Below are 15,155 nucleotides of genomic sequence, written 5' to 3'. Positions count from 1 at the left end.
CATCCATCGAAGGAGATCGCATGACCACTCTGAATCCCGCCGACACCTCGACCTGGCTGCCCCTGGAGGGACTGGCACCCGGCTTCGACGCCAACAAGGCCCCGCACTCGACCGCGCTGAGCGGCACCGAGGTCACCGTCGTCGACGGTCGCGGCACCCGCATCGTGCATCGCTTCGCCGACTCGACCGTCTCGTGGGAGTACCAGCCGGGAGCGGAGGACGACACCGAGGCCGCGGCGGACACCGACGACTACGAGGCCTTCGAGGTCGACGAACAGCTCTACTTCGTGCAGTTCCACCACCGCTACCTGCCGCACGAGGCCGTCTCGCTCATCCTCGACCTGCGACAGGGCCGCGCTCTGGCCGTGATCTCCGAGATCCTGCCGGCACCGGAGCAGGGCCGCACCCGCGTGCAGCACCATTTCGCCCCCGGGGTGATCGAGGGCATCGAGCAGAGCGGCGAGGAGGCCGCTCCCACGACGACCCTCATCGGTCGCAGGGTCGAGTGGGTGTACAGCGAAGAGCACGCGTACGAACACGTCTACCTGTCGTCGCACTGGTACTCGTGGCAGTGCCTCGCGGGACCGGAACGCGGCCTCGCCGACACGGATGAGAACAGCGTGTGGCAGATCCGCCCCGGCATCTACGTGTTCGCCTGGCGCGAGAAGGTCATCCCCTGCGCATCCGTGACGATCGCCGACCACCGCGACGTGAACGCGATCCGCTCCCACGGCGTGCTGTTCGGCCTCGACGAGAGCGGGGAGGTGCCGACGCACTTCACGTTCGGCGCCCACGGACGACTGCTCTCCACGACGCTGCACGCGCCGGAGCTCGAGCCCGCGACCTTCGGAGCCGTCTGACATGACCGACGTCGCCGACCTCATCGTCACCGGTTCCGCGATCCGCACGGCCGACCGCGCGAACCCGGTGGTCGAGGCCTTCGCCGTGCGCGACGGCAGGATCATCGCGGTCGGAGCGCGCTCGGACATCGAAGCGCTCCGGGGCCGCAGGACCCGTCTGCTCGAGGTCGGCGACGCGGCCGTGTACCCCGGTTTCGTCGATGTGCACAACCACCACGCGCTCGCCGGGCGCACGGACCTGTTCGAGTTGTCGCTCGCGCCGTCGCTGAGTCTCGATGAGGTGCTCGACCGCGTGCGGGAGAAGGCCGCGGAGCTGCCGCAGGACGCCTGGATCGTCGGCGGCGCGGTGGCGACCACCCTGCTGCCCTCCCTCGCGAACACCGCGAGCCGACGCCGCCTGGACGAGGCGAGCGGCGGGCGCCCGGTGATGCTCATGGAGGATTCCCGCCACAACCGCTGGGTGAGCAGTCGGGCGCTGGAGCTCGCGGGCATCACGGCGGAGCACGTCCCCGAGTCGGGGGTGACCCTGCTCGACCCTGACGACGGCACACCCTCCGGCGTCCTGCTCGAAGCCGCGGGGATCCCGGTGCAGGAGGCGTACGACCGCACGGGCGGGCTCACACCGCAGCAGCACGCCGCGGCCTCCCGACGAGGTGTCGAGATCCTCAACTCCTACGGCGTGACGGCGTTCCAGGATGCAGGGGTCTCGGTGGACATCCTCCGCGCGCTCTCCGACCTCGACCGCGCGGACGACCTGCGCGCCTGGGTCGTGTCATCGCTGCTGATCAACGACGAGATCTTCGGGTTCGACCCGATCGGCGCTCCCCTGCTCGACCGGGGCGAGGAGTTCCGCACCCCGCACCATCGGCCCGATTTCGTCAAGATCTTCCTCGACGGCGTTCCGCCGGCCCGGACCGCCGCCTTCCTCGACCCGTACCCCGCCGACCCGGTGCACGGCGCACACTTCCACGGCGAGACGACCATGACCCTCGACGAGCTCACGAGGTGGCTGCGCGCCGTGGCCGAGCGTGGCCTCGGCGCCAAGGTGCACTGCACGGGGGACGGCTCCGCCCGGCTGGTCCTCGACGCCGCGGAGCAGCTGCGCGCAGCAGGCTTCACCACGCCCGTGCAGATCGCGCACGGGCAGTTCCTCGCCGAGTCCGACGTCCCTCGGCTGGCGGAGCTGAACGTCTCGGCCGACATCTCCCCGTTCATCTGGTACCCCGGGGTGATCCCGCAGGCGCTGGCCGACGTGCTCGGTGATCGGGCGGAGCACTCGCAGCCCAACCGCTCTCTCCTCGATGCCGGGGCGCTCGTGGCCGGCGGATCCGACTGGCCGGTGAGCGACTCCCCGAACACGCTGGAGGGGCTGCAGGGCCTGGTGACCAGAGCCGATCCGCTCGGCCGCGCACCGGGACGTCTCTGGCCCGAACAGGCGATCACGGCGCAGGAGGCGCTGGAGGTCTTCACGATCAACGCGGCGACCGCGATGGGCCTCGGAAACGAGACCGGATCCCTCTCCCCCGGCAAATCGGCCGACTTCGTGGTGCTGGCACGCGATGCGATCGCCGGGCCCGCCGACGAGATCGTGCACACCTCGATCGAGTCGACGTGGTTCGCCGGTCGCCGTGTGCACGGGGACTGACCCGCGGATGCGGCGGTCGCGCCGATACGATGAGGCGATGCGACGCTTCCCCTCCTCCGTGTACGGCGTCGGAGAAGAGCCCGACCCGCGGTTCTCGCTCGCCAACGAGCGCACGTTCCTGGCGTGGACCAGGACTGCTCTCGCGCTGATCGCCGGGGGCGTCGCGCTCGAGGTGCTCGGCCTGGATCTGCATCCGGGGTTCCGCCTCGCGGCCTCGCTGCTGCTGATGGTGACCGGTACCGTGGTCGCGCCTCTCGCGTGGTGGGAGTGGATGCGGGCGGAACGCGCGATGCGGCAGTCACGGCCGCTGCCCGGCGCGCTGTCCGCCGTGCTGCTGGCGGCGGTGGTCGTGACGGTCGGGCTGCTGGTGCTCGCCGGCGTGCTGTGGCGTTGATCGGTCAGCGCGGATGATGCGACGTGCCATCGAACCGCAACGACGGTACGACCCCGGACTGCAACCGGAGCGCACCGAACTCGCCTGGCGACGCACCGCCCTCGCGATCGCGATCGGCTCGCTGCTGTCGCTGCGGGTCTTCCCGCTCGTCCTGCCGCCCGTGTTCGGGGCCTGGGGCATCGCACCAGGCGTGATCGGCGTCGGCACCGCATGCGTGCTCTGGATCGCCGCACGACGACGACAGCGCCGCACGACCGCCGTGCTCACAGAGACGGCGGCGGGGCCCCTTCCCGGTGGTTCGCTCCTGCTCGCGCTCACCGTGTTCGGGACCGGCTTCGGGGTGATCGCGGTGGTCCTCGTCGTCGTCGCACAGCTCGCGATGTGACCGGTCGGCACCGACGCCCCCTCAGACGTCGGTGCCGACCGGACCCGGTGCCAGCCGGACCCGGTGCCAGCCGGACCCGGTGCCGACCTCAGTCGGCGACCGTCAGCACGGCGCGTCCCACCGCGCGCAGCACGGTGGCGTCGTGCACGGAACGGGCACCCGGCACGTAGCGCACGCGCTGCAGCGAACCGCCGCGGAACGGATACGACCGGTGCTCTTCGTGCAGCTCCCAGTCGACGGGGCCACCGAAGTCGTAGCCGACGCTGATGCCCGTGAAGGGCGACATCCCGATCAGCATGGACACGTCGTCGATCCGGGCGTCGTCTCGCCCGTCGACCTCGACGCTCGCGCTCCAGCGCAGACCGGGCTGTTCGTCCATGCGCACCACGAGGCGATGCGGACCGGCGCCGAGCAGGGAACCTCGCGCGCGGTGCATGCGTCCGTACGCGTTGTACACGAGCAGCGGGGCGCCGCGGTCGAGCGCGAGCAGGTAGCCGCCGCCCTGGTCGCCGTGCGCCACGATCACCCCTGCGGCGTCGTGGCCGGCCTCGAGATCCACCTCGATCCGGAACGAGCGCAGCACCGTCAGCTTCGCCGCACGGAATCTCTCCAGCGGCGGGCGGAACGGGATCAGGTCGACCGGTGCCGACAACGGCTCCTCGGTGTCGGGTCGCACCCGGAACAGCGCACCCTCGTCGTCCAGCGGGAACACTGTGTTCCGCCATGCCTCGGCATGCCAACGATCTGCGAGTGCGGCGACGACCTCCGGGTGGGCATGCGCGACGTCGACGGTCTCCGTGGGATCGAGCTCCAGGTCGTACAGTTCCCAGCTCCCGCCTGCCGGTCCTTCGGCCGGTGTGGGGGTCACGGTCGAGAGCGCCTTCCAGCGGCCGTCCACGATCGCTCGCCGCCCCACGCACTCGAAGTACTGCACCTCACGCCCGTCCGCGCGAGGGTTCGCGAGCACATCCACGATGCTGCCGCCGTCCATGTCGAGCGCGGGCACGCCGTTGCGTTCGGCCAGGGCAGGCACCCCGCAGAGTTCCAGCAGCGTGGGCGCGAGGTCGGACACGAACACGAACTGGTCGCGCAGCCCGCCGCGCATCGGTGCATCGGGCCAGGACACGAGCAGAGGCGCGTGCACTCCCCCCTCGTAGGTGGTGGCCTTGAACGAGCGGAACGGGGTGTTGGACACCCGCGCCCACCCTGTGGGGTACTGCCCGAACAGGCGCGGCCCGCCGATGTCGTCCACGTCGCGCGGCACGTCGGTGACCCAGTCCTCGGGCATGCCGCCGTGGCTGCCGAACTGCGCGAAGTAGCTCCGCGTGCCGGTCGGACCGCCCTCCGCCGTCCCCCCGTTATCGCTGGCGATCACCACGATGGTGTTCTCGCGCTCCCCGCTGCGTTCGAGTCGATCGAGCAGGCGACCGACGCTCTGGTCGATCTCGTCCACGGCCGCCGCGTACACCTCCATGTGCCTCGCGAACAGGCGCCGGTCCTCTTCGGCGAGGTCGTCCCAGGCGGGGATCTGCGCACCGTCGGCTATCGCGTCCGTCGGCAGGTCGGCATGCGCCGGCACGATGCCCCGTTCGCGCTGCCGAGCGAATCGCTCCTCGCGCATCCGGTTCCACCCGGCCTCGTACCGACCGCGGTACTTCGCGATGTCGATGTCCTTCGCCTGGATGGGGCCGTGCACCGAGGTGTGCGCGTAATAGAGGAAGAACGGCTTGTCGGGGTCGTTCACGCGCAGATCGTCGATCATGCCGATCGCCCTGTCCGTGAGCTCGTCCGTCAGGAAGAAGCCGTCGGGGTACTCATGCAGATCGACCACTGCGTTGTCCTGCACGAGCCGGTGCGGGTGATGCAGCGAGGTGAAGCCGTCCATGCTGCCGAAGTACCTGTCGAAGCCGCGCTGCAACGGCCACGTGCGACGGTCGGCTCCGTCGTGCAGGCTCGACTCCAGGGTCAGGTGCCACTTGCCGACCATGAACGTCGCGTATCCCCCTGCCCGCAGCGACTCGGCGAGGGTCGGGGCGTCGGCGGGCAGCTCGCAGCTGAACCCCGGGTAACCGGGATCGACGTGCGCCACGAAGCCGAAGCCCGCACGGTGGGGGTTCAGGCCCGTGAGCAGGGCGGCGCGGGCCGGGGAGCACATCGGAGCGGTGCGGTAGTTCGTGAAGACCCAGCCGTCGGCGGCCAGCGCGTCGATGCGCGGGGTGTCGATCTCGCTGCCGAAGGGCCCGAGGTCGCTGAAGCCCAGATCGTCGATCAGCATCACGATCACGTTCGGAGCCCCCACTCTCGCGCGGCGAGGCTCCGGCCACCAGGGCTCGGAGGACGAGGTGAACTCCTCGGCGCGGCCCTGGAACCGTTCGTATCCACGGGCTTCGTACGACACGGACATTCAGCCCGCCTTCCGGATGAGCTCGAAGATGCGGGTGCGCAGCTCGGCGAACACCGGGAGGGCTCGTGTCGTGAGCTGATCACGATGACCGCTGAAGTCGATCTCGATGATCTCGGTGACCTTCGCGGGGCGTTCGCCGAGCACCACCACACGGTCGGAGAGGTAGACCGCCTCATCGATGTCATGGGTGACGACGACGATCGTCATCCCGAACTGCTCGCGGATGCGCAGGCACAGGTCCTCCAGCTCGAAGCGCGTCTGCGCGTCGACCGAGGCGAAGGGCTCGTCCATCACGAGCACTTCCGGCCGGTAGGCGATCGCCCGCGCGATCGCGACGCGCTGCTGCATGCCGCCGGACAGCTGCCAGGGGAACTTGGACTCCGCACCGGACAGTCCGACGGCGGAGAGGGCGGCGGCGATGCGCTCCTCGCGCTCCGCGGCGGGCAGGCGCAGATGCTTCAACGGCAGGCGCACGTTCTTCTCGACCGTGAGCCACGGCATCAGCGACCGGGTGTACTCCTGGAACACGAGCGCCATCTCCTCGGGAGGGCCGTCGATGGGGGTCCCGTCGATGGCCGCGCTCCCGGCGGTGATGCTCTGCAGCCCGGTGAGGCACTTCAACAGGGTGGTCTTGCCGATGCCGGAGGGACCGACGATGCAGCACACCTCCCCGGCGTGCACGTCGAAGGTGAGGTCGGCGATCACGGGCACAGGACCCGCCTTCGTCTCGTACGACTTCGCGAGGCCCTGCACGCTCAGGCGCACCGGCGCGGTGACGGTGGTGGTGGTCATGCGTTCTTCTCCTGTTGCTGGGAGGCGATGTACCAGCGCAGCACGCGGCGCCGGAAGAGGGTGAACACGGCGGTCGCGGTGTATCCGATGACGCCGAGGACGAGGATCCCGGCCCACATGTCCGGGATGGCGAAGGACTGCTGCGCGAGCAGGGTCGCCGCTCCGAGCCCCGTCGAGGAGCCGAGCATCTCGCTCGCGATCATGACGACGAACGCCGTGATCAGACTGACCTGCATCCCGGAGAGGATGCGCGGACTCGCAGCGGGGAGCATCACGGAGAACAGCCGCTCGCCGGCGCTCAGCCGGTACACGCGGCTCACCATCTCGAGTGTGGGCTCGCCGGCGCGGACGCCGTCGATCGTCGAGATCAGGATGGGGAACACCGCGGCCAGGGTGATGGAGAGGATGCGCGTCTCGGTGCCGAAACCGATGAGCGAGACGAAGATCGGCACCAGCGCGACCGGCGGGATCGCACGGAAGAAGTGGATGGTCGGCTCGGCGAACCAGCTCAGCGGACGGACGAGGCCCAGCAGCAGCCCCACGAGCACACCGATCACGGTCGCCAGCAGGAAGGACACCACCAGGTTGCCCACGGACGAGGCGATGTCGAGCAGGAAGGCGGGCGTCTGCGCGAGCTGCCAGAGCCGTTGCAGGATCGTCTGCAGCGGCGGGAAGAACGCGTTGGTCGACCCGGCCGAGGCGAACCCCCACAGCGCCAGCAGCGCGACGGGCACCGCGATCTCGGCACCGAGCAGAACGCCGCGCGGGAGTCCGTCCTGGCCGCGTCGTCGAGCGAGCCTGGTTCGGGTCTGGATCGACGAGGTGAGGGTCATCACACGACCTGCTTCCGGTATTGCGGATGCCAGTGCAGGAGCGTGCGCTCGCCCCACTGGCTGAGTCCCTGAATCAACAGGCCGAGCACGCCGAGGATCAGCACGTACGCGAAGAGCTGCGCCTGGTTGCCGGTGATCTGCGACAGCAGCAGGCTCTGGCCGAGACCCGGCCCTCCCCCGAGGAGTCCTGCCACCACCGCGACCACGAGCGATGTCGGTGCGGCGACCCGCACGGCCGTGCCGATGTAGGGCAGCGCGCTCGGGAGCACGATCCGGCCGAGGATCTCGGCTCTTCCCATGCCGTACGAGCGTCCGGTGGCCCTGGCGACCGGATCGGTGTCGAAGACGCCGGCCGAGGCCTGCACGGCGATCGCGATGAAGCAGCCGAAGAACACCAGGAAGATGCCCATGCTCGCCGTCGGCCCCATGACCAGCACGACGACGGGCAGGATCACGATCGGCGGGATGGGTTTCAGGAACTCCAGCGGCACCCGCGTCGCGTGCATCGCGAGCGGGGACGTGCCGATCGCGACGCCGAGGGCGACACCGACGACGATCGCCAAGACGAGTCCGACGAGGGCCATCGTGAGCGTGTCACCGAGGGCCGTCCACGTCGCAGGGGTTCCGAGCAGACGGATCGCCTCGCCGATCGCGGCCGTGGCTGCCGGCAGGGGTGACCCGGCGAGCGGCCCGGCGGTCGCCGACCATTCCCAGAGCGCGAGCGCCGAGACGACGCCGGCTGCTCCGATGAGCGGCGGGAGGAGAGAAGAGCGGTTCATGAGCATCATCCGGCGGCGAGGACGACGCCTTCGAGGTCGACCGGAGCCGCGAGGAAGCCGAGGGCGACGAGCTTGTCGTTCACGCGTTCGAGATCCACGGGCGCCACCTCGGCCGGCCAGAACGGCAGCTTGACGTCGTCGACCGTCAGCGTCGAGCCTGTGGCGTCGATCCCGGCCTGGATCGCGTCCTCCGGGTGCTCGTTCGCGTAGGCGTTGCTCTTGGCGACAGCGCGCTGGAAGGCGGCGATGGCATCGGCCTTCGCCGCGATCGTGCTCTTCCCCGCGGTCCACAGCCCCACGGCGCCCTCCTCGAAGAAACCGACGGACGGCGAGTCGAGCTGCACCGCACCCGCCGCATCCGCCTCCGCGGTGAAGGGACTGACGAGACCCGCCGCATCGACCGTGCCGCTCTGCAGCGCGGCGACCGCCGAGGTGAAGTCCAGGACGACCCATTCCACCGAGCCGGGGTCGACGCCGGCACGGTCGAGGGCATCGGAGATGACGACTTCGAGCTGCGCCTTGCGCGCGGGGATGGCGATGGTCGCCCCCTTCAGGTCCGCGACCGAGGAGATGCCGCTGGCGGCGGAGGCGAACAGACCGGTGTCGTCGACGGTCGCGGGGTCTTCGGCGTCAGCCGCTCCGGCGACGAATCCGTCCGCCGGTGCGACGACCTTCAGCGGGACGCCGCTGCTGAGTGCGTTCAGCAGCGGGATGCTGGGGGCGTACGCGATGTCGACCTGTCCGCCCTGCGCGGCGGCGAGTCCGGCCGGCGGGTTGGCGACCACCGAGGTCTCCAGCTTCAGCCCCTCCTCCTCGAAGAAGCCCTGCTCCTGTCCCCGTATCAGCGCCCCGTCGGAGACGAGGCCGATGGTCGCGACCTTGAGCGTCGTCAGCTCGCCGTCGCCGCCGGAGGAGGACGCGGGGCGGAGGTGCAGGCTGCGAGCGCGAGCGTCCCGGCCACCACGAGGGCGCCGGAGGCGCGACGTGCGAGTCTTGTGACGTTCATGAGAACTCCTCTTCGAGTTAGTCACCGGTTGGTGATTTTAAAGATCGTAGTCGCGCTTAGTACTTTGTTGATTACGATCGGGTTACATTAGTCACCGTTTGGTGACTAAAAACAGCAAATGGAGAATCGTGGATGTGAGAGTGCAGGACCGGAGAGGGGGGCGCGATGCCCAAGATCGTCGACCATGAGGAACGCAGGACCCACATCGCCGATGCGGCGACACAGGTGATCATCCGCGTCGGTTTCGACAACCTCACGATGCGCGAGATCGCCACGGAGGCCGGCTACGCGCATGGAGCGATCGCCCGGTACTTCCCCGACAAGAGGAGCGTCCTCACGGCGGCGTTCCTCCGTCTGTACTCGCTCGCCAACGACCGCATCCACGCCCGCATCGAGGGCGTCCGAGGACTCGAGGCTCTGGAGCGGATGTGCAGGGAGATCCTCCCCTACAGCCCGAACGGCCCGCTGTACGCCAAGGTGGTCATCGCGTTCTGGGATCACGCGTCGCAGGACGACGAGGTCACCAGGATCCACCGCGTGAACAACCTGCACTGGCGGGACCTGTTCCGCCAGTGTCTGATCGAGGCCAGGGACGACGGCGAGCTCGCCGACGGCATCGACATCGAGACCGCAGTGAACGAGATCGCGTCGCGCAATGCGGGGTGGCAGATGATCTCGGTGCTGATGCCGGACTCGGCGGGCGACGGGCGGCTGAACGACGGCCTCGACGCGCTGCTGTCGACGCTCCGTCGCCCCTCCGTCCCGCCCGCCCGCTGATCGCATCCGTCGTCCTGCCTTCAGCCTGCGAGGATGAACCGCGCGCCGCGTTCGCCGATCATGGCCGCAGGCGCGTTGGTGTTGCCGGTGGGCACGGTCGGCATGACGGAGGCGTCGACCACACGCAGCCCGTCGATCCCGCGTACCCGGAGCTGCGGATCGACCACGGACTCCTGGTCGCTGCCCATGCGGCAGGTGCCGACCTGGTGGTGGTAAGTGATGGCCGTGCGGCGCACCCAGTCCTCCACATCGTCGTCCGTCACGTCCGGCCCGGGTTACACCTCCACCGCTCCCCACTCCTCGGCGAGCGCAGGCTGTGCGCCGATGCGGCGGCACTGGCGCACGGAGGCGGCGAGGGCGTCGGCATCGCGCTGATCCTCCAGTGCCGCCAGGTCGATGTGCGGCAGGTCGTCGAGGCCGGGACCGGTGAGGCGCAGCTCGCCGCGGCTGTACGGCGTCACCAGGCCCGCCATGAGCGTGAACCCGTCGTCGCCCCGCGGTTCCAGGTCGCCCCACATCGGCACGGAGAAGTGGATGGGCTGCGTGTCCGGCTGCGTGAGGCCGTCGCGGCTGCGCCAGAACAGGTGGCTCTGCGTGACGGACACCCCCGACTGCGGCGGGCCGATGGGCTTCTTCTCGGTCGCGAAGATCACCGGGGAGAGGAGGTGGTCGTGCAGGTTCTTGCCCACAGCGGAGGCGTCGTGCACGACGGGGATGCCGAGCGCACTCAGCTCGTCGGCGGGACCGATGCCCGAGCGCAGCAGGATGACGGGCGTGCCGAGCGCTCCCGCCGACAGGACGATCTCGTCCGCGAACACTTCCTCGGTCTCATCGCCCTCCCCCAGCCGGATGCCGACCGCGCGCCCGTCGCGCACGATCACGGAGTGGACGGCGCGGCCGGTGAGGATCGTCATCCGGTCGGCGACGGGCTGCGCGTAGGCCGTCCAGGTGTTGACCCGACGGCCGTCCTTGATCGTGACCTGCTCCTGTGAGACCCCGTCGAGCGTGCCCCCGTTGTAGTTCGGGTTGCGCGGCAGCCCCTCCTCGACGGCGGCGTCGATGATCGAAGCCTGGATGGGCGAGAGCGCATAATCGTCGGTCACGGGCAGCAGGTCGTTCTCGATCGCGTCGTAGATCGGCTCGACCTCGGCCCAGCCCCATCCCGTCGCGCCGGCGGCCTCCCACGCGTCGTAGTCGGAGGCCGCGCCGCGCACCCAGATCATGGCGTTCAGCGCGTGCGAGCCGCCGGTGACCTTGCCGCGAGGGAGATGCAGACGTCGACCGGCCGCGTGCGGCTGCGGCACGGTGAAGAAGTCCCAGTCCTCGGCGGAGTGCCAGAGCTCCCCCGCCCGCGACGGGTCGTGGATGGCCGGGTTCGTGTCGTAGCCGCCGGCCTCGACGAGCGTGACGGCGACCCCGGCGTCGGCGAGACGCCGGGCGACGATGGCCCCCGAGGTGCCGGCCCCGACGACGATGGCGGAGCGCACCGCGCCGCTGTTCGCCGCGGTCACGCTCAGGCCTTCCGGCCCGGTCCGGAGACGACCTGGGTGACGGCGACGGACTTGAGTCCCTCGACGCCGAACTCCAGCCCGTAGCCCGAGCTCTTCACACCGCCGAACGGCACCATGGGGTGCAGCCCACCGTGCGAGTTGATCCACACCGTGCCGGACTGCATGCGCGCAGCGACGGCGCGGGCCTCCTCCGGGTCGCTGGCCCACACCGAGGCGCCAAGGCCCACGTCGAGGGCGTTCGCGAGCGCGAAGGCCTCGTCGACGTCGCTGTAGCGGATGACGGGGAGTGCGGGACCGAACTGCTCCTCCTGCACCAGCGCCGCATCGTTGTCGATGTCGGCGACGATGGTGGGCCGGTAGAACAGCTCGCCGAGGTCGGATGCCGGCTCGCCGCCGGTGACGATCCGGGCACCGCGGCTCTTCGCATCGTCGACCAGGCGGCTGACGATGTCGAACTGCGGCCGGTTCTGCAGCGGTCCGAGCACGTTGCCCTCGTCGAGTCCGTTGCCCATCGGCACCTGCTCGGCGATCGCGGCGAGTGCGTCCACGACCTCGTCGTAGACGGAGTCGTGCACGTAGAGGCGCTTCATGGCTGCGCAGGTCTGTCCGGTGTTGATGAACGCCCCCCAGAAGAGGTCTTCGGCGATGGCCGACGCGTCCGTGCCGGGAAGCACGATGCCCGCGTCGTTGCCGCCCAGCTCCAGCGTGAGGCGGGCGAGGTTGCCTGCGGAGCTCTCGATGATGCGGCGACCGGTCGCTGTCGAGCCGGTGAACATGATCTTGGCGATGTCGGGGTGTGACGCGAGGCGAGCGCCCACCTCACGGTCTCCGGAGACGCCGAGCAGCACATTCTCTGGCAGCACCTCGTTCATCACCGCGATCATCGCGAGCACGCTCAGCGGGGTGTACTCGCTGGGCTTCGCGACGACCGTGTTGCCCATCCGCAGCGACGGCCCGATCTGCCAGATCGTGATCATGAGCGGCCAGTTCCACGGCCCGATGGCTCCGACGACACCAGCCGCCTTGTAGACGAGCTCGGCGTGCAGCGTCTCGTCGTCGACGAGCACCTGCGACTCGAGCACGGTGCTGGCATTGGTGCGCAGCCATGCCGAGCAGGCACCGAGCTCGAACCGCGCGTTCGGGCCGTTGAGCGGCTTCCCCTGCTCCCGCGACAGGAGGTAGGCCAGACCCTCGGCGTTCGCATCGATCGCGTCGGCCGCGGCCAGGAGCAGTTCGCTCCGTTTCTCGTGACCGAGCGCCTCCCACGCGGGCTGCGCAGCCTTCGCACGGGCGATCGCGTCGTCGAGGTCGTCCACGGCGGCGACGGGTGCACGGCCGATGACCTCGCGGGTCGCAGCATCGGGGATCTCACGGCCCTCGCCTTCCGGCGCCTGGATGCGGTCGAGCAGCGCGGCGGCTGCGGAAGCTGCGGAATCGGACATCGGTGTCTCTCCTTCGAGCGTGGCGCTGACCGATGGCGGAGTGGCCGCCGGCCTTCCTCTCATTCTCGGATGCCCCTTCCCGCCGCACTTGTCGCGGAGCGCGCCGAAGATGTCCTCGCGCGAACGATGCGCCCGCTGGCAGGTGCGCGGCGAGCAGGCCTCTCGCGATCGGTTCGAGTCCCCGTCGCCGGTCGCGGGGTGCGCCATCGCCGCACCGGGTCCCACCACGCCGGCCCTCGCACCTGCGGCGCTCCCCCACGCATGCGGATCTGCCAACCTGAGGTGTCCAACGTGCGGTGATGGTGCCAGCAGAGCGCCACCCCGTTGTCGGTGTGGGTGGGACCCCCACGGGCGTACTCCGTGACGTGGTGGATCTCGCACCAGGCGGCCGGGACGTGGCACCCGGGAATGAGGCATTCGCGGTCCCGCACGCAGATCGCGCGGCGCTGCGCCGGGGTGAAGATCCGGTCGCTCGACCCGAGCCCGACGATCCTTCCGCCGGCCCCGTAGACGACCCGCTGGATCGAACCGCCGCACGCCGTGTGCGCGGCGACGCGGGTCGAGACAGGCGTGTCGACCCCGTCGACCTGCGCCCAGCCCCGCCCCGTGGCGTAATCCTCGGCACCGACCGTGACCACGAGAGTCGGGGCAGCACCGCCCAGCCGCGGCATCTCGTCGTGTCGGGCCGCTATCCCCAGAGCTGCCGCGAGAGCGTCGTGCTGCTTCTGTGCCCGCGTGCGCGCGTCGATCATCCCGCCAGGGTCCCCGGACGGAAGCACATCGTCATCCGGCGACACCGGAGCATGTGGACTCCCGGCGTCGGAATCCTCGAGCTCCGCGGACGGTACGAAGTGGACACCGGGAAGCGGCGGACCGTCGACCCTCGGGTTCAGATACGCGTCCCAGATCCGCTGCAGCTGCCCCGCGACCTCCGGCAACAGCGCGCCGCGGACCGGGATGACGCCGTCCTTGGCGCGCCCCAACACCACACCCCGCGCTCGCAACGCGATGTCCTCAGCCGGCTCCGCCCCGTCCGGGTCCAGGTACTGCACGATCAGCTGAGCTTGCACCCGCAGATCCTCGGGCGTCGGTGCCGGACCGGGCTCGTTCTCGGCACCGTCGTCGCTCTCCGCGCCACGAGCGACTCCCGCCAGGTACGCGTCCGCCTCCCACCGGTCGGCGACGCGCACGCGCGGACCGGCCTGCTCGATCGGCCCCGTCGCAGCCAGCAACCCGGTCACGCCGATCGCCCCGTCGAGGAGGGCCTCGCGCAGCGCCGGCCACCGCGCCGGCAGCCACTCTCCGGAGGAGAGGTCGACATCGCGTCGCACCAAGCGCGCGCCCTTCACAAGGCGCGCGGCACCCACCGCGTCGGTGCGGAGCACACGCTGCAGCAACTCGTTCATCGAGCGGCAGCCGAACAGTCCGCAGAACGCCGGCTCTCCCGACCCGGCAGGACGCTGATCGACGCTCGCCACGGCCTCGACGACCACGGCCTCCGCGCGTCGCTGGATCTCGCCCGCGACCCGCAGCAGGTTCATCATCTCCTGTGGGTCGAGAGCGCCCACCGCGCCCGATCGCAGAACGGCGTCGAGAGCGACGACCGTGTCGTCGAGAACCGCTGCCGGAGTGCCTTCCATACGTCGATTCAACAGAGGGCCACCGACATTCCCAGGCCGGATAACCCCCGTTCAGAGCAATATTCCAGTACGCCTGACTTACTCCTCCTGCACCCGTAGAGAGCCCAATCAACACTCCACAACACGAACCCACCTCCCCCGTCGTATCCGACAGGAGAACCCTCACACCAGGTCGGAGTCCTCGAAGATCAGGATCGTCCGTGTGGAGCGGATCGACGGGATCGCCTGGATGTCCTCCAGCACGATGCGACGGAGGTCGCGGGCGTCGTTGGCCCGCACGAGCAGCAGCACGTCGAAGTCGCCCCCGACCAGAGCCATGTGCTCGATCTCGGGGATCACCCTGAGCCGCGCGCTCACCTCCTGCCACGTGGCCTGCTCGATCGCGAGCGTCACATAGGCGCTCGCGTGGTGTCCGAGCAGTACGGGGTCGGTGCGCACCGTGTACCCCGTGATCACCCCGGCGTCGGTGAGTCGCTTGATCCGCGCGTGCGCTCCGGCGCGGGAGATGTGCACCGACTCGGCGATCGCGGTCATCGACGCGCGAGCATCCCGCCGCAGCTCAGCGAGGATCGCGCGATCCGTGTCGTCGAGCGCCGCCATGGCACCCCTCTCTCCTCCGGGAAATACTGACACTTCGGAGGCCATTCTGACACGGCGAGCGCAATCGTCCATGATTGCGCAGCGGTT

15 protein-coding genes are annotated in these 15,155 nt (G+C 69.9%); 5 read left to right on the top strand and 10 right to left on the bottom strand.

Annotated features, from left to right (window positions below):
* The first annotated feature begins 20 nt into the window (after nucleotides 1-20).
* Genes ABRP18_RS05600 through ABRP18_RS05585 form a run of 4 tightly spaced genes read left to right on the top strand, consistent with a single transcriptional unit; the run spans nucleotide 21 to nucleotide 3,284 of the window.
* Nucleotides 21-860, top strand: a complete 840-nt coding sequence (locus ABRP18_RS05600; protein WP_058632463.1) for a molybdenum cofactor biosynthesis F family protein — start codon at nucleotides 21-23, stop codon at nucleotides 858-860.
* A 1-nt stretch (nucleotide 861) separates the two neighbouring features.
* Nucleotides 862-2,505, top strand: a complete 1,644-nt coding sequence (locus ABRP18_RS05595) for an amidohydrolase (RefSeq protein ID WP_141370193.1) — start codon at nucleotides 862-864, stop codon at nucleotides 2,503-2,505.
* 37 nt (nucleotides 2,506-2,542) lie between these two features.
* Nucleotides 2,543-2,899 (top strand): YidH family protein, encoded by a 357-nt coding sequence (locus tag ABRP18_RS05590; RefSeq protein WP_127011929.1) that lies wholly within the window; start codon nucleotides 2,543-2,545, stop codon nucleotides 2,897-2,899.
* Between the two features lie 13 nt (nucleotides 2,900-2,912).
* Nucleotides 2,913-3,284 (top strand): DUF202 domain-containing protein, encoded by a 372-nt coding sequence (locus tag ABRP18_RS05585; protein WP_227751372.1) that lies wholly within the window; start codon nucleotides 2,913-2,915, stop codon nucleotides 3,282-3,284.
* 88 nt (nucleotides 3,285-3,372) lie between these two features.
* On the opposite strand, the gene ABRP18_RS05580 is transcribed toward ABRP18_RS05585, so the two are convergent.
* Genes ABRP18_RS05580 through ABRP18_RS05560 form a run of 5 tightly spaced genes read right to left on the bottom strand, consistent with a single transcriptional unit; the run spans nucleotide 3,373 to nucleotide 9,123 of the window.
* Complete coding sequence (locus tag ABRP18_RS05580) at nucleotides 3,373-5,688, bottom strand: arylsulfatase (RefSeq protein ID WP_193762558.1); 2,316 nt, start codon at nucleotides 5,686-5,688, stop codon at nucleotides 3,373-3,375.
* Nucleotides 5,689-6,480, bottom strand: a complete 792-nt coding sequence (locus tag ABRP18_RS05575) for an ABC transporter ATP-binding protein (RefSeq protein WP_141370197.1) — start codon at nucleotides 6,478-6,480, stop codon at nucleotides 5,689-5,691. It abuts the gene before it with no gap.
* Nucleotides 6,477-7,313, bottom strand: a complete 837-nt coding sequence (locus ABRP18_RS05570) for an ABC transporter permease (protein ID WP_349885692.1) — start codon at nucleotides 7,311-7,313, stop codon at nucleotides 6,477-6,479. The genes ABRP18_RS05575 and ABRP18_RS05570 overlap by 4 nt, the downstream gene beginning before the upstream one ends.
* Nucleotides 7,313-8,092: an ABC transporter permease gene (locus ABRP18_RS05565; RefSeq protein WP_046749066.1), complete on the bottom strand. Its 780-nt coding sequence runs from the start codon at nucleotides 8,090-8,092 to the stop codon at nucleotides 7,313-7,315. Before ABRP18_RS05565 ends, ABRP18_RS05570 begins: the two co-directional genes overlap by 1 nt.
* Nucleotides 8,093-8,097: 5 nt before the next feature.
* Nucleotides 8,098-9,123, bottom strand: a complete 1,026-nt coding sequence (locus ABRP18_RS05560; protein WP_349885691.1) for an ABC transporter substrate-binding protein — start codon at nucleotides 9,121-9,123, stop codon at nucleotides 8,098-8,100.
* A 140-nt stretch (nucleotides 9,124-9,263) separates the two neighbouring features.
* On the opposite strand from ABRP18_RS05560, the gene ABRP18_RS05555 reads away from it, so the two are divergent.
* Nucleotides 9,264-9,875, top strand: a complete 612-nt coding sequence (locus ABRP18_RS05555; protein ID WP_046748880.1) for a TetR/AcrR family transcriptional regulator — start codon at nucleotides 9,264-9,266, stop codon at nucleotides 9,873-9,875.
* A gap of 20 nt (nucleotides 9,876-9,895) precedes the next feature.
* On the opposite strand, the gene ABRP18_RS05550 is transcribed toward ABRP18_RS05555, so the two are convergent.
* The 5 genes from ABRP18_RS05550 to ABRP18_RS05530 all read right to left on the bottom strand — a co-directional run bounded on the left by ABRP18_RS05550 (nucleotide 9,896) and on the right by ABRP18_RS05530 (nucleotide 15,068).
* Nucleotides 9,896-10,138 (bottom strand): GMC oxidoreductase, encoded by a 243-nt coding sequence (locus ABRP18_RS05550; RefSeq protein ID WP_349885690.1) that lies wholly within the window; start codon nucleotides 10,136-10,138, stop codon nucleotides 9,896-9,898.
* A gap of 12 nt (nucleotides 10,139-10,150) precedes the next feature.
* Nucleotides 10,151-11,386, bottom strand: a complete 1,236-nt coding sequence (locus ABRP18_RS05545; RefSeq protein ID WP_349885688.1) for a GMC family oxidoreductase — start codon at nucleotides 11,384-11,386, stop codon at nucleotides 10,151-10,153.
* Between the two features lie 2 nt (nucleotides 11,387-11,388).
* A complete protein-coding gene (locus tag ABRP18_RS05540; RefSeq protein WP_058632468.1) occupies nucleotides 11,389-12,828 on the bottom strand; it encodes an aldehyde dehydrogenase family protein in 1,440 nt (479 codons plus the stop codon).
* Between the two features lie 59 nt (nucleotides 12,829-12,887).
* Entirely contained in the window at nucleotides 12,888-14,468 is a 1,581-nt protein-coding gene (locus tag ABRP18_RS05535; protein ID WP_349885687.1) for a DUF222 domain-containing protein, read from the bottom strand.
* 162 nt (nucleotides 14,469-14,630) lie between these two features.
* The gene (locus ABRP18_RS05530; protein WP_058632470.1) at nucleotides 14,631-15,068 is read right to left on the bottom strand and encodes an Lrp/AsnC family transcriptional regulator; all 438 of its coding nucleotides are present in this window, start codon (nucleotides 15,066-15,068) and stop codon (nucleotides 14,631-14,633) included.
* Nucleotides 15,069-15,155 lie beyond the last annotated feature (87 nt).

The organism is Microbacterium sp. WHRI 7836, from assembly GCF_040223885.2.
Classification (GTDB): Bacteria; Actinomycetota; Actinomycetes; order Actinomycetales; family Microbacteriaceae; genus Microbacterium; species Microbacterium oxydans.
The sequence above is the reverse complement of the archived record's forward strand: the minus strand, read 5'-3'. Positions and strand labels throughout refer to the sequence as shown.

Bases quoted from the DNA above. Each gene is read 5' to 3' on its own strand.
- ABRP18_RS05600 (WP_058632463.1), top strand. From the start codon at position 21: ATGACCACTCTGAATCCCGCCGACACCTCGACCTGGCTGCCCCTGGAG.
- ABRP18_RS05595 (WP_141370193.1), top strand. From the start codon at position 862: ATGACCGACGTCGCCGACCTCATCGTCACCGGTTCCGCGATCCGCACG.
- ABRP18_RS05590 (WP_127011929.1), top strand. From the start codon at position 2,543: ATGCGACGCTTCCCCTCCTCCGTGTACGGCGTCGGAGAAGAGCCCGAC.
- ABRP18_RS05585 (WP_227751372.1), top strand. From the start codon at position 2,913: ATGATGCGACGTGCCATCGAACCGCAACGACGGTACGACCCCGGACTG.
- ABRP18_RS05580 (WP_193762558.1), bottom strand. From the start codon at position 5,688: ATGTCCGTGTCGTACGAAGCCCGTGGATACGAACGGTTCCAGGGCCGC.
- ABRP18_RS05575 (WP_141370197.1), bottom strand. From the start codon at position 6,480: ATGACCACCACCACCGTCACCGCGCCGGTGCGCCTGAGCGTGCAGGGC.
- ABRP18_RS05570 (WP_349885692.1), bottom strand. From the start codon at position 7,313: ATGACCCTCACCTCGTCGATCCAGACCCGAACCAGGCTCGCTCGACGA.
- ABRP18_RS05565 (WP_046749066.1), bottom strand. From the start codon at position 8,092: ATGAACCGCTCTTCTCTCCTCCCGCCGCTCATCGGAGCAGCCGGCGTC.
- ABRP18_RS05555 (WP_046748880.1), top strand. From the start codon at position 9,264: ATGCCCAAGATCGTCGACCATGAGGAACGCAGGACCCACATCGCCGAT.
- ABRP18_RS05540 (WP_058632468.1), bottom strand. From the start codon at position 12,828: ATGTCCGATTCCGCAGCTTCCGCAGCCGCCGCGCTGCTCGACCGCATC.
- ABRP18_RS05535 (WP_349885687.1), bottom strand. From the start codon at position 14,468: ATGGAAGGCACTCCGGCAGCGGTTCTCGACGACACGGTCGTCGCTCTC.
- ABRP18_RS05530 (WP_058632470.1), bottom strand. From the start codon at position 15,068: ATGGCGGCGCTCGACGACACGGATCGCGCGATCCTCGCTGAGCTGCGG.